The 13,825-nt window shown below is 57.1% G+C and carries 15 protein-coding genes; 9 read left to right on the forward strand and 6 right to left on the reverse strand.

Going from position 1 to position 13,825, the window contains the following annotated elements; genetic code table 11:
- The first annotated feature begins 90 nt into the window (after positions 1 to 90).
- Positions 91 to 1,536, forward strand: coding sequence for an aldehyde dehydrogenase (locus IT775_RS20535; RefSeq protein ID WP_212703121.1), 1,446 nt, complete (start codon positions 91 to 93; stop codon positions 1,534 to 1,536).
- Between the two features lie 660 nt (positions 1,537 to 2,196).
- Here IT775_RS20535 and IT775_RS20540 read toward each other — a convergent pair.
- Positions 2,197 to 3,186: an aldo/keto reductase gene (locus IT775_RS20540; RefSeq protein WP_343231171.1), complete on the reverse strand. Its 990-nt coding sequence runs from the start codon at positions 3,184 to 3,186 to the stop codon at positions 2,197 to 2,199.
- A 90-nt stretch (positions 3,187 to 3,276) separates the two neighbouring features.
- Here IT775_RS20540 and IT775_RS20545 point away from each other — a divergent pair, with 90 nt between their 5' ends.
- Complete coding sequence (locus IT775_RS20545) at positions 3,277 to 4,188, forward strand: LysR family transcriptional regulator (protein WP_343231172.1); 912 nt, start codon at positions 3,277 to 3,279, stop codon at positions 4,186 to 4,188.
- 254 nt (positions 4,189 to 4,442) lie between these two features.
- Here the strand turns inward: IT775_RS20545 and IT775_RS20550 are convergent, their stop codons facing one another.
- Positions 4,443 to 4,904: a hypothetical protein gene (locus IT775_RS20550; RefSeq protein ID WP_212703122.1), complete on the reverse strand. Its 462-nt coding sequence runs from the start codon at positions 4,902 to 4,904 to the stop codon at positions 4,443 to 4,445.
- 291 nt (positions 4,905 to 5,195) lie between these two features.
- On the reverse strand, positions 5,196 to 5,432 hold the full coding sequence (locus tag IT775_RS20555) for a hypothetical protein (protein ID WP_212703123.1): 237 nt from the start codon (positions 5,430 to 5,432) through the stop codon (positions 5,196 to 5,198).
- A gap of 147 nt (positions 5,433 to 5,579) precedes the next feature.
- Here IT775_RS20555 and IT775_RS20560 point away from each other — a divergent pair, with 147 nt between their 5' ends.
- Entirely contained in the window at positions 5,580 to 6,314 is a 735-nt protein-coding gene (locus tag IT775_RS20560; protein ID WP_212703124.1) for a Crp/Fnr family transcriptional regulator, read from the forward strand.
- Positions 6,315 to 6,370: 56 nt separating this feature from the next.
- Here IT775_RS20560 and IT775_RS20565 read toward each other — a convergent pair whose 3' ends face one another.
- The 3 genes from IT775_RS20565 to IT775_RS20575 all read right to left on the reverse strand — a co-directional run bounded on the left by IT775_RS20565 (position 6,371) and on the right by IT775_RS20575 (position 7,689).
- Positions 6,371 to 6,556: a hypothetical protein gene (locus IT775_RS20565; RefSeq protein ID WP_212703125.1), complete on the reverse strand. Its 186-nt coding sequence runs from the start codon at positions 6,554 to 6,556 to the stop codon at positions 6,371 to 6,373.
- Positions 6,557 to 6,863: 307 nt separating this feature from the next.
- The gene (locus IT775_RS20570; protein ID WP_212703126.1) at positions 6,864 to 7,211 is read right to left on the reverse strand and encodes a hypothetical protein; all 348 of its coding nucleotides are present in this window, start codon (positions 7,209 to 7,211) and stop codon (positions 6,864 to 6,866) included.
- 61 nt (positions 7,212 to 7,272) lie between these two features.
- Positions 7,273 to 7,689, reverse strand: a complete 417-nt coding sequence (locus IT775_RS20575) for a hypothetical protein (protein WP_212703127.1) — start codon at positions 7,687 to 7,689, stop codon at positions 7,273 to 7,275.
- Positions 7,690 to 8,063: 374 nt separating this feature from the next.
- Between IT775_RS20575 and IT775_RS20580 the strand changes: the two genes are divergently transcribed.
- The 6 genes from IT775_RS20580 to IT775_RS20610 all read left to right on the forward strand — a co-directional run bounded on the left by IT775_RS20580 (position 8,064) and on the right by IT775_RS20610 (position 13,631).
- Positions 8,064 to 8,354, forward strand: a complete 291-nt coding sequence (locus IT775_RS20580) for a hypothetical protein (RefSeq protein WP_246525790.1) — start codon at positions 8,064 to 8,066, stop codon at positions 8,352 to 8,354.
- Positions 8,351 to 8,704 carry a hypothetical protein gene (locus tag IT775_RS20585; RefSeq protein ID WP_212703129.1) on the forward strand — a complete coding sequence of 118 codons (354 nt, stop codon included), beginning with the start codon at positions 8,351 to 8,353 and terminating at the stop codon, positions 8,702 to 8,704. The genes IT775_RS20580 and IT775_RS20585 overlap by 4 nt, the downstream gene beginning before the upstream one ends.
- Before the next feature lie 935 nt (positions 8,705 to 9,639).
- The gene (locus tag IT775_RS20590; protein ID WP_212703130.1) at positions 9,640 to 10,839 is read left to right on the forward strand and encodes an N-acetyltransferase DgcN family protein; all 1,200 of its coding nucleotides are present in this window, start codon (positions 9,640 to 9,642) and stop codon (positions 10,837 to 10,839) included.
- Positions 10,836 to 11,957, forward strand: coding sequence for an alanine/ornithine racemase family PLP-dependent enzyme (locus IT775_RS20595; protein ID WP_212703131.1), 1,122 nt, complete (start codon positions 10,836 to 10,838; stop codon positions 11,955 to 11,957). The genes IT775_RS20590 and IT775_RS20595 overlap by 4 nt, the downstream gene beginning before the upstream one ends.
- 376 nt (positions 11,958 to 12,333) lie before the next feature.
- Positions 12,334 to 12,855 carry a hypothetical protein gene (locus IT775_RS20600; protein WP_212703132.1) on the forward strand — a complete coding sequence of 174 codons (522 nt, stop codon included), beginning with the start codon at positions 12,334 to 12,336 and terminating at the stop codon, positions 12,853 to 12,855.
- Positions 12,856 to 13,397: 542 nt separating this feature from the next.
- Positions 13,398 to 13,631 (forward strand): hypothetical protein, encoded by a 234-nt coding sequence (locus tag IT775_RS20610; RefSeq protein WP_212703134.1) that lies wholly within the window; start codon positions 13,398 to 13,400, stop codon positions 13,629 to 13,631.
- Positions 13,632 to 13,825 lie beyond the last annotated feature (194 nt).

The following is a 13,825-nucleotide window of genomic DNA, read 5'->3' on the forward strand; positions in this document are numbered from 1 at the left end:
GTCAGACATTTTACCGCTCGTTTTTCGAACGGTGAATCACGCCACCCGGCGGAAATCAATGGGTCCTGACCCTAAGAAAGAAGAATATCAATGACATTCCACATGCTGATCGGTGGTGCAGAAGAGGCCGCTGAAGGAAATAAAAAGTTTGATCGCATTGATCCGGTGACTGGAGAAGTGGCGACAACGGTCGCTGCTGCTTCGGTTGAAGACGCACTGAAAGCAGCCAAAGCTGCGGGAGCCGCGTATCCGGCGTGGTCAAAAACTGGTCCGGGCGAGCGTCGTGCCCTTTTATTCAAGGCGGCAGATGCTTTGGAGGCTAAGACCGACGAGATCGTCGGCTTGATGATCGCAGAGACCGGCGCAACGGGTGCTTGGGCTGCTTTCAATTGTATGCTGAGCGCCGGAATCTTGCGGGAAGCCGCCGGAATGACAACCCAGATCACTGGCGAAATCATCCCTTCCGATAAGCCCGGAACACTTGCCATGGCACAGCGCAAATCGCTGGGCGTTTGCCTTGGTATTGCACCTTGGAATGCCCCCGTCATTCTTGGTGTACGGGCGGTGGCCATTGCCATTGCATGTGGCAATACGGCGATCCTGAAAGCGTCTGAGCTGTGTCCGGCAACGCATTTGGCCATTGGTCAGGCGTTTAAGGAAGCGGGTTTCCCTGACGGGGTGATGAATGTTGTGACAAACGCCCCCGAAGACGCAGCGGATGTTGTTTCGGCGTTGATCTCAGCTCCAGAGGTTCGGCATATCAATTTTACCGGCTCCACAACTGTCGGTCGGATCATCGCGCAAAAGGCAGCGATGCAGTTGAAGCCCGTGCTTCTGGAACTTGGTGGGAAAGCACCGATGGTCATTCTTGATGACGCTGACCTAGAAGGGGCCGTGAATGGTGCGGCATTCGGCGCATTCATGAACCAGGGGCAAATTTGCATGTCGACAGAGCGCTTTATCGTTCACGAGGGCATTGCAGACAAATTCGTCGAAGCGTTTGCTGCAAAGGCCAATGCGCTGCCTGCGGGGAACCCACGTGACAAGGTTGTACTTGGATCGCTCGTGACAATGGAAGCTGCTGAAAAGATGGATGCTCTTATCGAGGACGCGGTCGCAAAAGGTGCAAAGATTGTTGCGGGCGGTAGCCGTGATGGCACCATCGTGAAGGCGACCTTGCTGGATGGCGTGACACCCGAGATGCGCATCTACGAAGAGGAGAGCTTCGGGCCGGTCAAGCCGATCGTTCGTGTGAAAGACGATGCTGAGGCTGTTCGTGTGGCCAATGATACGGCCTATGGTCTTTCTGCCGCCGTCTATAGTGGCAACATCCAACGTGCAATGGCCGTCGCCGATCAGATCGACAGTGGCATCTGCCACATTAATGGTCCGACCGTTGGAGACGAAGCTCAGATGCCATTTGGAGGTACCAAAGACAGCGGATACGGGCGCTTTGGCGGTAAGGCCGGGGTGGAAAGTTTCACATCCACCCGATGGGTTACGATCGAAGATCCCGCACAACACTATCCGTTCTGATCCGATGTCCGATCTGTCGCAAGACAAACGAAACATGATCGGATTTTATCTAGCGTCAGCATCAATGGGGCAGTTTAAGACAATTTGATACGAGAGGGTTCCTGCCTCATCTCAACTGCCAAGGATTGAAGATGAGGCAGAACCCCGGAGCACGTAAAAGCCACGATGAGAAGGGTGTTAGGGACATCCGCCTGGCGACCCACAAACAATATTCGGCAGACGAGAAGATCAGAATCGTGCTGGGCGGCCAGCAGTGCGAGGACAGCGATGCTGAGTTGTATTGCCGTGAGCGGGGTTGCTCAAAGCCTTTTTTACAACTGGTCAACGGAGGCCCTAGAGGCCGGGAATAAGCAGCCGCGGGCGATACAGCACGCGCGACGACATAGAGCGAGGTGCCCCGCATCCGAGAAGTTCGAGATCATCTGGTTTGCTAAGTAGCCGAAACTGCCGATCAAGCGCAGGCTGGACAGGCCGGGCATTCCCAAGATCATATTCTATCGCTGGTATGATGGTATCTCTGAGGCGGTCCCGAAGCGCTTGAGGTGATGTGCCCCACTCAACGCCTTACGTATTCCTGTGATAGCGTTCACGCAGGCGCGAACGCCCGCATGAACGAACATGCTAGCCGCGTAAGCAGCTCCAGAATTTTTTCGCCGGGCGTTATACGTTGACGCCTTTCATCCCTTCTTCGGTATATCGTTCTCCGGTCACCGGGATGCTGGAAAGTAGATCATCCAGATATTGTTGCTCTGCCGCTGTCATGGTCAGGTCGACTGCCGCTGCATTTTCTATGAGGTAGCGCAACCGTTTGGTACCCGGGATGGGCACGATGTCTTCGCCCTGCGCGAGCAGCCATGCGAGGGCGAGTTGCCCAAGCGTACACTCCTTCTGCTGCGCCACGGTCTGCACGGCCTCCACAATCCGGAGGTTCTTTCGCAGTGCGTCTTCCTGGAATCGGGGCAGAAGGCCTCGGGCATCCTCGTCCCCGAAATTTTCCACCTCTTGGAAGCGGCCGGTCAGGAACCCGCGCCCGAGGGGCGAATATGCGACGAAGCCAATGCCGAGGTCACGACATGTGGGCAGAACCTCTGCCTCGATCCCGCGTGACCAGAGCGAATACTCCGTCTGCACGGCCGTTACGGGATGTACGGCATGAGCGCGACGTAGTGTCGGCGCGCTCACCTCACAAAGGCCGATACGATCGATCTTGCCCTCGTCGACGAGCTGAGAAAGTACACCCATCGTCTCCTCGATGTCCTGAGCCGGGTTCACGCGGTGAACGTAGTAGAGATCAATCCTTTCTATCCCGAGACGCTTCAGCGATGCCTCGCATGCCTGACGCGCATAGTCGGGGCGCATGTCCAAGCTGCGGGCGTATTCGCCGGGCTTGCGGACAATGCCAAATTTGGTCGCGATCTTTACCTCAGAGCGGGCGTCGCTCTGGGAAAGGAAGCGTCCCAGAAGTTCTTCGTTGTGGTGGGGGCCATACGTGTCAGCCGTGTCGAAAAAATTGATCCCCAGATCCAAGGCTTCGTGCAGCACCGCGAGGGATGTCTCGTCATTCCGCGGCCCGTAAAATTCGCTCATGCCCATGCAGCCCAGTCCAAGCGCGGACACTTCGAACCCGTCTGCCAGCTTCCGCTTTTTCACCTTCTTTTCCTTTCGTGTGGTTGTGCTTCTGCTGAAAGTATGGCTTTCCCAAAAGCGGATTATAGGCGCTGAAATGGGGATCTGATTTCCGTGAGCGGAAAGAAGGAAGCCGATGGCAACATTGTCTGGGACGACCTGCGCATCTTTCTGGCGATCAGCCGGGAGGGTACGCTAAGCGGGGCTGCCAAGCACCTGCGGCTTGGCCTTGCCACGGTTTCTCGCCGGATCGAGCGACTGGAGGCATCTATAGGACGGCCGCTTTTTCTGCGCCAGCAAACGGGTTATCGTCTGACTGAAGACGGCGCTGCGATGGTCGAAAGCGCCGAAGAGATGGAGGCGGCTGCGCGGTCACTGGCCTCTGGAATGACGGAAAGCCCGGAAGTCTCGGGACGAGTACGCCTGGCGACAGCCGAAAACCTCGCAACCGGCCTAATCCTGCCCGAACTGCCCAAGTTTCGCGCCAAGTATCCGCAGCTATCAATCGATCTGGTGACGGACATCGCTACCGTTAACTTGCACCGCCGGGACGCCGATCTTGCGTTGCGCATGGTCAAACCGGACCGGGGCCATGTGACACTTCAGCGGTTGGGTACACTGGGGTACGGCCTTTATGTCTCCGACAGCTACATGACGCACAGGATGAGCAACCCGGATACGGCGGATTTCGACGCGGACGACTTTATCACTTGGAGCGAAGCTCAGGCCTACCTGCCTGCCGCGCAATGGATGGAAAGCCGGCTGCAAGGACGCGCGCCTGCCCTAAGTACAACAAGCCTCGGAACACAGCTTGCGGCTTGCGCAGATGGGGTGGGCATCGCGATCCTGCCCCATTTTCTGGCACGATCGAAAGGGCTGCTCTGCATCGATAGTCAACTTGGCATCGATCAGGCGATTTGGCTCGTAACACAGTCCGATCTCGTGCACTCACGCCGCATCCAGGCCGTTGCGGAATTCTGTCGCGACATCGTCTACCAGCATCGCGACACGCTAGCCGAAGCATGAGATGTAGTAGTGTTCGGGCGGAAAACAGACGTAAGTAATCCGCACGGAATTCGATATATTGGGCGTTCTGTGGACCTTCATGTCCTGGGGAGGCTGTGTGTAGTCAGAGCGGCGCGCGTTATCCGGATCGGATCAAACAGTGTCCAAATCCTGCCCCCGCTACCAACGTTTCCGACCCGGCCCTCGCAAACAGCGGGGGCTTTGTCGTTTGGACCTCCCCCAATGCCAGGATGGCCGCCAGTTCTCCCGTAAGTTCAATGTGATGGCCGCCAGGCGCGTCGACGTCCGGGATCATCCGAACTTCGGGAATCAACCCGCGCAGGGCCGCCGTTGCTTCGGCCTTCACGCTCTGTGCGTTCAGGGCGTTGGCCAGATCTTCGATCAGCTCCCGGTAGCGTGCGGACAGGCTCGGATGCAGCCGCTGGGCAGGGGGCCTCCGGGCTTTCCTCGACGATGGCGAGCAGATGGGCCTTCTCGGTCTCCAGCTCCGACATCTTGGCCTTCATCGAGGCATGGTACATGCCGTCCTCGATCGCCTTCATGATGCCATCGATCTTGCTCTCGATCTTTTTGAGAGATGTCTCTGCCTTCCGCCGCTCATGGGAGAAACCCGCGGCCGCCTCGTTGAAGGCCTTGCAGTATTCCTCCACGAAATGTCCCAGCAGGTCCGGAGACAGCAGGCGCGGCTTCAACCCGGACAACACCCGCGATTCCACCTCTGATGCTCCCCAACTGGTTGCAACTGAGCCTCTTCGCCAGCGTTCCTGAGGCGGCGTAGCCTTCTCAAGGCGCTCTTTTAGTTCGAGGCTGAAGGCCTCTGGAAACACACTCTGACCGCGCAGCTGGCATTCGCTGCCGGTTTGAAGCTGCGCAAAGCTCCTGACGACCGCTTTGGGTTGCCGGTCAAAGGCCCGGCAAGCCGCTGGCGGGGGCTTGGCCGCAGGACGTTGTCACGCAGCAGCCGCGTGTTGTCTGAAACGATTTGTCGGTATCGGGCGATGTCTCCGTCACGAGCGGCGGGCCAGGTTGCCGTCAATAATGATATGGTTGATCAAGTCGGCAATGGCTCGATGCATTTCCTTCTCCGCCTTTGACACCCCGGCGTTCTCATGGGCCGCCGCGGCATCGCGCAGCACGCCCACGACCTCGCGTTCGGGAAGAAGTTTGTGGTCGTGGATGGCAAGCAGGAGAGCCTCACAGATCGAGAGGGCAGCCATGCCCGAATAGTCCGTCTGACCTGACATCGGGGTTATACCTCCTGCAGCTAGTGGATCAGGCGAGATCCTGATGATTTCCACCATCTTCACAGGAATTGTTGTATGTTGAACTGATCGAAAGCAGTCTCTGCGCAGAATTCTTTTTTGGGTTCTCCGCCGGGTTGGGAGGCGCCATTGAAGTCCATAGAAAGCAGTCCGCTTACGCGAAAACTCTCCGCATTTGTCGCTTTGTCGGAGGTCGAGCTCGCCGTGCTGCAACGGTTGCACCAGCGCCGAAAGTCCTTCGCCGCTGGTCGTGACCTTGTTCACCAAGGACAATCGGAACAGTCGGCCTATATTCTGGCAGCGGGTTGGGCTGTTTCTTACAAGATTCAGCCTGATGGATCGCGGCAGATCGTCGATTTCCAGATACCGGGGGATTTCCTTGGGCTGCGCAGCGTGCTGTTGCACACGTCTGATCATGGCATCGAGCCGATCGTGGATATTCAGGCAGCTGAAGTTTTTGTCAGTGACCTTCTGGAGGCCTTTGCGCAAACGCCACGACTTGCCACCGCCATCCTTTGGGCGGTGTCACGGGACGAAGCGATGGTGGTCGAACATCTGGTCGGGATGGGACGGCGCGATGCGGACGCGCGAATGGCGCATTTCCTGCTTGAACTCGGGGCAAGGTTGTCGCTCGTCGGGATGGGAAGCAGAGCTGGCTATGCCTGCCCACTGACGCAATATCATCTCGCCGACGCATTGGGGCTGAGCGCCGTTCACGTCAACCGCGTGCTGCGGAAGCTCAGGGAGGACAGGCTGGTTACGTTTCGGAACGGCCTTGTGACGATTGAGAACTATGAGGGACTGGTCGAACTGGCGGATTTCGATCCGGCGTATCTGGATCAGACCGGGCCGCTCCTGAAATAACGTGGCTGCCCGCAGCCAGACTTTGGGCGACTTTGGTCAGGGTCGCGGCTAATGGATCATACCAGCGCTCTGCCGGCCGCCTTGAGTTCGTTGTGCGCCTCTTCGTCGTTCTCGGCCTCGTGGGCCTTTTCAGCGGCTTGATAGTGTTTCAAGGCCGCGTCCTTCTTGGGACCGGTTGGCGCCTTGTCCCAGGCAGCTTTGACGGATGTCATGTGCTTAACGGTCATGTTTTCTTCATTCATTGGAGTGTCCTTTCCTGGACGTTCCGGGAATAAGAGGCGCGAAATACATGCAGTTCGTATGAGGATCTGCATATTTCCCGCGCCTCTCAGGTACTCGGAAAAGCAATGCCAACCAAATATACGGCGGACACGTGTCACCTAATCGACTTCCGGACCACGTCGTACTGACGCAGGTTAGCCCGGAGCGATATCAAAGGCGGATCAAAGAAAGTGAGGCCAATTTCAGATGGGCCGCCGTTGCTTGGAAACTGCACGGCGAAAGACATGAGGCAGAGCACGGCCAAATTGGGCGAGTGGCTGTGCCACTTCACACGACAGGGGTTTGCTGATGCGATATCCGAAGCCACTTATCTTCATCGTGCAAATAGGTAGACGCACAGAGCGCCTCATAGATCGGCACGTCAGCCTTCTCAGCCGAGACACGATAAGCAAGAACAGCAAGTGCGCCGCGATGCCTCGTGCTTCGATCCGTCATTTCGACCGAACGCCAGCCAGTCCTCCGCTTCAGATGATCCCATAACCGGTCGCCCTGAAGGATGCCGACAGGATAGGGAAAAATCATGATAGCATCTTTTTCTGTCGACGCTCGGATGCTGTCCAGTCCGCTGGTCCAGAACCGTTCTTCCAAATGCCAAAGATCTGCGTTGTCATGCATGGCCAGTTGCTCCCAATGCGAAAATTGGTCCTGTCTTCGGTGCCAGGTTGGTTCGTGGGCGTTAGCCCGATTGAGCCAGTAAATAGAGCCTCGCCAGAACTAGAACACCTAAGAGGGCGGCGAGTATCCACCCGATGGAGCTCTTGGGGCCGTTATATTCCACAGCCTCGGACAGTTTCGAAACGTGCTGCGACGCGCGTTCTGGCAATAGCAACGTCAGCCTTGCCGCCACAATGCCGCTTTCAATGCGAAGCGCCGGCACATCTTTGAACCGTGAAAGATGTGCCTCAAGTCGGGCCTGCGCAGCAGCCCGCCCCAAGATGGCAAGTTCAGCGGCCTCTTTCCAAGGGTCCAGCCCGAGCCTTGCCAGTGCCGACAATAGGGTCACAACCGTCCCGGCTCTGTCTTTGCCTACGTCGGCGAACAAAAACGGATCGAAGTCGCTCCCGTCCGGGTGAAGAACGTCTAATCTGGACATCGGCATTTCCTTTTTTTCGTCTGGATTTTGGGGATGAATTGCACCGAAGATGCGACCACAAGGACGTATGCTGAATTCGGAACCGCCGTTATTACACGGGCAACGTTCTCAAGGCGCGCAAACATGCTTCAGCATGGGGACATCGCCTCAATACTCATCCTTCAACTGCGGTGCGCTGTGCTCGTCTTCTGACAGAAAAGAATGCGGCTGGGGCTAACTTCGATCAGCATGTTCCTGCCGGTCTCGAACTAAAGTCATGCAAAGTGCCACACCTTGCCGGGGCATCGTTTCAGATGCGCTCTGCGGTGGATGACAGGGGAAAACCCACAGAACTTTTACGGAGGCCAAAGATGGGGACGAGGTCGTCTAGATCGATGCTGACGTTCGCCAAAGCGTTCACCTTGCCGGGCTACCCGGATGAGTTACCGCCCGGTGAGTATCAAATAGTCGTCGAGGAAGAGCTGCTGTTGGGTGTCAGCTTTGAGGCCTATCGACGAACCGCGACTTATCTGACGGTTTCGGGAAAGGGGAGCCAAGTTGGCCGAACCGAACTGCGCTTGACCAATGAGAAGGACCTGGAATGGGCGCTTGGCCGTGACCGGGTCAATTCTGAAACAAGAAAAAATAGCGAAGCGGCGCTTTCTCCGCTGGAGGACCTGATATGAACACTCCCGAATGGCTGAAACCCGGTATCTACGGCGCGTTGATGGGCGCGGCATTTATCGGCATCGTCGGATTTTCCTGGGGCGGATGGATGACTGGCGGCGGTGCGAACAAGATGGCCAACGCGATGGCCCATGACGAAGTCATCGCGGCGCTGGTACCCGTCTGCCTCGACATGTCCCGGACCGACAATGAACGTGTCGCAAAGCTCGCGGCGATCCGAGAGGCGGCAACCTACAAGCGGCGCGATGCCGTCATGGCGACCGGTTGGGCGACCGTACCGGGTTCCGACGCTCCGAACCGGGATCTCGCTAAGGCATGCATAGAAGGGCTGAAACTGGATGCATCATAGATCAGTTCCTTCATCGCCGCCCGCATCAATCTCGGCGGTGCAGGACCATATGACGGCCCTAAGGACCACGCGATTGGTGACAACGTTTTTTGCCTTCGTGGTATCCGCTTTGATGTTAACTGCGTCCCCGTCTTTTTCGCAATCCGCGAATCCTCCCATGCCCGCAAACGCCCATGCCAAAACCTATGGCAGTGGCTGGGAATGCGACCGGTCGTATCGGATCGTAGGCGATAAATGCGTTGCTGTTGCCGTCCCGGAAAACGCCTACCCGACGAACCGAAGCTATGGAACGGGATGGGAGTGTTTGCATGGATTTCAAGAAACTGATGGAGCGACTTGTCAAAAGGTTGCCGTCCCCGAGAGTGGGTATCTGGACTCTTCGGGAAGAAGTTGGAGTTGCCTGCGCGGTTACATGGAAGTCGGCGATACCTGTATCGAAGTTGTCCTGCCCGCGAACGCATATCTGACGGATGCCTCATATGGGCCTCTTTGGCTTTGCGACCGTGGCTATGAGGCTAAAGGTAAGACCTGCGTTGCCATTGTCATACCGGATCATGCCTTTCTGAATACTGCCAGGTACGGACAGCCATGGACGTGCGAGCGCGGATATTTCGAGAAAGACGGAGCGTGTAACGCCGTGGCTATTCCCGAGCACGCCTACTTTGACGATGCGGCCTACGGTTCAGGATGGAGGTGCGAGCGCGGGTACGCGGTCTCTGGCGATCATTGCAGCGCCATAGAGCTTCCAGCCAATGCGCATCTCGACAGGTCGGGAAACCGGTGGGAGTGCGACAGGAACTTTCAGCGGTCCAAAAACCTCTGCATACCGAACGACTAGGCCTCACAGCCTCCAATTCAATTCAATCAGCCGGTCCCAACGCGCCCCTCGCAAATCCTCCTGCGACGCGCGTTCGGCCGCCCGGAAAGGAACCATCATGGAAACGAAAAACACTGTTACACCAACCAAACAACCCGCCGTCAGAGGTGCGCAAGCCCCGCCCGCCGGGCGCAGCCCTGGCCCGGACCGCGTGGGCAAGGCATTTGCCACGCTCGTTCCCACCGCAGTCGTCTATTGTGAAGGGAATTTCGGACAGATCGACGGCAAGACAGGCAACGGCCTCGTTCGCCACTCGCAAGCCTACCGCATTCTGTCGGTTATCGATAGCGCGCTTGACGGGCACGATAGCGGTCAGGTGCTGGACAACCTCAGCAACAACATTCCTGTACTCAAGGTTCTTGAGGCGGCCATTTCGCGCGAAGCCCATATCCCGGACACGCTGATCTACGGGATGGCCCCGTCGAACGGTAAGCTGTCGCTTGCGGATCGCGATGTCGTGCTGGACGCAATTGCGCTTGGCATGAATATTGTCAGCGGCCTGCACGAATACCTTGGCGACGATCCCGAAATCGCAGCGGCGGCCAATTCCAGCAATGTCACAATCCGCGATATCCGAAAACCCCGGCCAAGCAAAGACATGCGTCTGTTTGACGGCAGTGTTGCGGATGTGAAAGCGATCCGCATTGCCGTTCTGGGAACCGATTGCGCGATCGGGAAGCGGACGACAGCGACCATTCTGGCAAAGGCTTTGAATGCGCGCGGCATTCGGACGGTACTGGTCGGTACCGGCCAAACTGGTTTGATGCAGGGCGCAAAATACGGGGTCGCAATGGACGCGGTGCCGCCACAATTCTGCTGTGGCGAGCTTGAGCGGGCGGTTGTCGCGGCATCCGAAGGCGAACAACCGGACGTCATTTTGATCGAAGGTCAGGGCGCGCTCAGTCATCCGGCCTTCTGTACATCGGCGTTCATTCTACGTGGCAGCCAGCCGCTGTCGGTCATTCTTCAGCACGCGCCCAAGCGTGCTCATCGCTGCGATTTTCCGAATATGCCGATGCCTGATCCGAGCGAAGAGATAACTCTTATCGAGACCTTCGCCGACACAAAGGTGATCGGCATGACGATCAATCACGAGGGGATGACAGAAGTAGAGATCGGCTCGGCGATAGGGACCTATTCGCACGACCTTGGCATTCCAGTCACGGACGCGCTCAACAGGCCGGCGGCGCATCTGGCAGAGATGGTCTTGTCCGCCTATCCTCGGTTGCGGTCGATACCTCTCGTGGCGGCGGAATGACCGCACCTCGCATCGAGATTGATCTCAGTAAAATCCGCCAGAATACGCGATGCCTCGTCGGGCATTTGGGGTCACGCGGGATCACTGTCACCGGTGTTACGAAGGCGGTATGCGGTAATCCCGACATTGCACAGGCGATGTTGGAGGGCGGAGTGATCGGCATCGCCGATGCACGATTGAGAAACGTTGTGCGAATGCGAAAGGCTGGGATCGGATGTCCGATCACGATGATCCGAACTCCGATGCAGAGTGAGGTCGGACAAATCATCCAGTGCTGTGAGGCCAGCTATAACACCCAGATGGAAACGATCACCGAACTGGCCGCCGCCGCGCGGCGTCGGGGTGCCGTGCATAACGTGGTCCTGGTAGTCGAAATGGGAGATATGCGTGATGGTCTCATGCCCGAGGACCTCGAGGCATTTGCCTCCCAGGTCGCAAAGTTGCCCGGCGTCGCTCTCAAGGGAATTGCTGCAAATTTCGCCTGCTTGGGCGGTATCGCGCCGGGCGCCGAGGCAATGGGGATGCTTTCGCGCATGGCAAGCGAAGTTGAAGGATCATGCGGCCCGTTCCTTGAATTGGTGTCAGGTGGCAGTTCGGTCAATCTGCCTTGGGCGCTGAGTGCAGGAACGCCGGGCCGTATCAACAATCTGCGCCTGGGTGAGGCGATCCTTTTGGGTGTCGAGCCTCTGTCAGGAAAGCCAATCGAGGGGCTTCACACGGATGCCTTCGCGCTTGTGGCCGAGGTCGTCGAAACGAAGCCCAAACCAGGATCGATGCCGTCGTCAACGTTTGGCTCGGCACTCAAAGCGTCTGGTCTGGTTCAGGACGATGATCGGAGAATTCGCTCGATCCTTGCAATCGGGCAGCAGGACACGGATGCGGGGGGACTGAGATTTCCCTCGGGAGTCGATTTTCTTGGAGCGACCAGCGATCACACGGTCGTGGATACTACCAATTCCTCGTTTACCGTCGGGAACGAGATGAAGCTGCGCATGAACTACAGCGCTCTTATGCGCGCCATGAGCGCGCCGGATGTAGCAAAAATCATTTTCAGCGAAGAAACTTTAAAAGGGGATGTTGGAATTCGACTACCTCGCCCGCGCGCGGCGCTGGTATGATGTTGCTCCGCTTGAAACAGAGCTGGTCGAAACCGCTATTCGACGTCTTATTCTGCGCTACTCTATGGTAAAACTGACACCGCCCCCCATATACTTAACAGCTGCAAACGAAATTTCTGCCCGACAAAGTTTCTGGAATGCTTTCGGATAACCCGAAAGTGTCGAAATCGGATTTTTCAAAGACCCGACGGACAGAGCGGTAGTTCCGCTGAAATCAAGATCAGCTGAAGCGTCTCGAAAAGAGCCCGAAATCAAGGCTGATGCCGGCGGTTCCGGGAAAAGCTCGGCCTGACCCGAATAAGCCCAGGAAGCCCGCCGCCAAGGGGGGCTTGCTGGCAACTGCCCGCTGGCGCAACAGAAAAGGAGAAGTATTTAGATGGAAAATCTAATCAGCAAGACCACTGTAGTTTTTTCCCGACCATTCAATGTTCCGGGATTCGACGAGACACTCCCGGCAGGTGAATACGACATCGAGACAGAACTTTGCTCACCTCCCGATCACCTGAACCCTAAAACGTGGAAAGCCTCGGTCCTGATTCATTTGCATCCGCGGATGTCCCATCCCGGCCTCGCTCGGACCCTGACCGTTTCTATGGTCGATCTGGACAGTGCCCGTGCGCAAGACAGGCTTTCAGGAAAAGAACTGTCGCGGCTCTTCCTCGAAAAGATGCTGGCGGATCCGATGGTGCGCCTTGTGATGCAGGCTGACGGCGTTTCCGAAAGGCAACTGCGCCAACTCTACGCTGGGGGGCGGCCGTCATGGTCGGACATCAAAACGCGTGAACGGAAAACCGGACGCAAGACGTCGCAAGGTCTGCTCCGCGAAGTTTCAGCAATTCGGGTGGCTGAGAATGAAGGGATGCCAACCCGACACATCCCCTCACCGCTATCTCCATGAATTCCGTCAGATATTGCACCAGGATTCTATTGGTCGAGGAGCAAGCCAAGCAAATGAAAAACGAAGAGATTACAATCGATAGCCCGAACCGTGCGCTTGGTGACACCCCGAAGGAGCGGTTCTGTTTGCGCTGCAAGGCCTCCTTCTGGAGCGACGGGTTTGGCGAACGGATTTGCCAACGCTGCAAGGGATCGAACGCGTGGCGTACCGCTGCACCTATCAGCGCAGGCGGGTCGCGACGACGCTGAAAATTGACCAATGCCTGTGTCATTATTTTTCAAAGTATGAGACATCCTGTTGGTCACACTGGATACGGTTCACACCACAATTTACCACTACAGAAGTGGAGTTCCCTCGGACCGCACATGTTGATGATGCGTCCGCGCGAAACTCGCGATCTTCGACTGGTTTCCCATGTCCTGTCCATCTCACCCGAGGCACGTGTAAGATAGGCCCATGATGTCGCCGGCAACAGCGTTGCGACCGCCACGTTCGCGTCGCAAACTGCTCATCTGGCTATCGAGAGTCGCACAAGGCTCGAATTGACCGCGCCTGTCTGGCCTGTCTTCACCATTGCCGCCACCGCGGTCCAGTATCCGTTTCTCTACTCGGACGACGAATGGAGGGATTTGGGAGCACTCACCATTCCGCAATATGCCGACGCCGGAAGCCAACTTCCCCAATGGGTCGAAGGCTTCATCTTCGGCCGCTCGACTGACACGTTGTCTCTCCTTAAAGAAATCTGTCATGGCGTGTCGACACAGATATTCTATTAAAGCCGTGAGGTGGAGGGCACTCAGTCACCCATTGAAGCCCTCAACCGGGGATGGGGATCCTGCCGGAATCTTGAGGTGCCCCTAGTTTCCTAGACACCTTCCTTGTTCAGATTGAGCGTAAGCGCCTCGGCGATCCCCTCCTGCCGCTCTGAGGCTATCTGTGCGAGTCCTGTTGTCGAGATGAGGCATAGGAC

Source organism: Thalassovita aquimarina (assembly GCF_018219815.1).
Classification (GTDB): domain Bacteria; phylum Pseudomonadota; class Alphaproteobacteria; order Rhodobacterales; family Rhodobacteraceae; genus Thalassobius; species Thalassobius aquimarinus.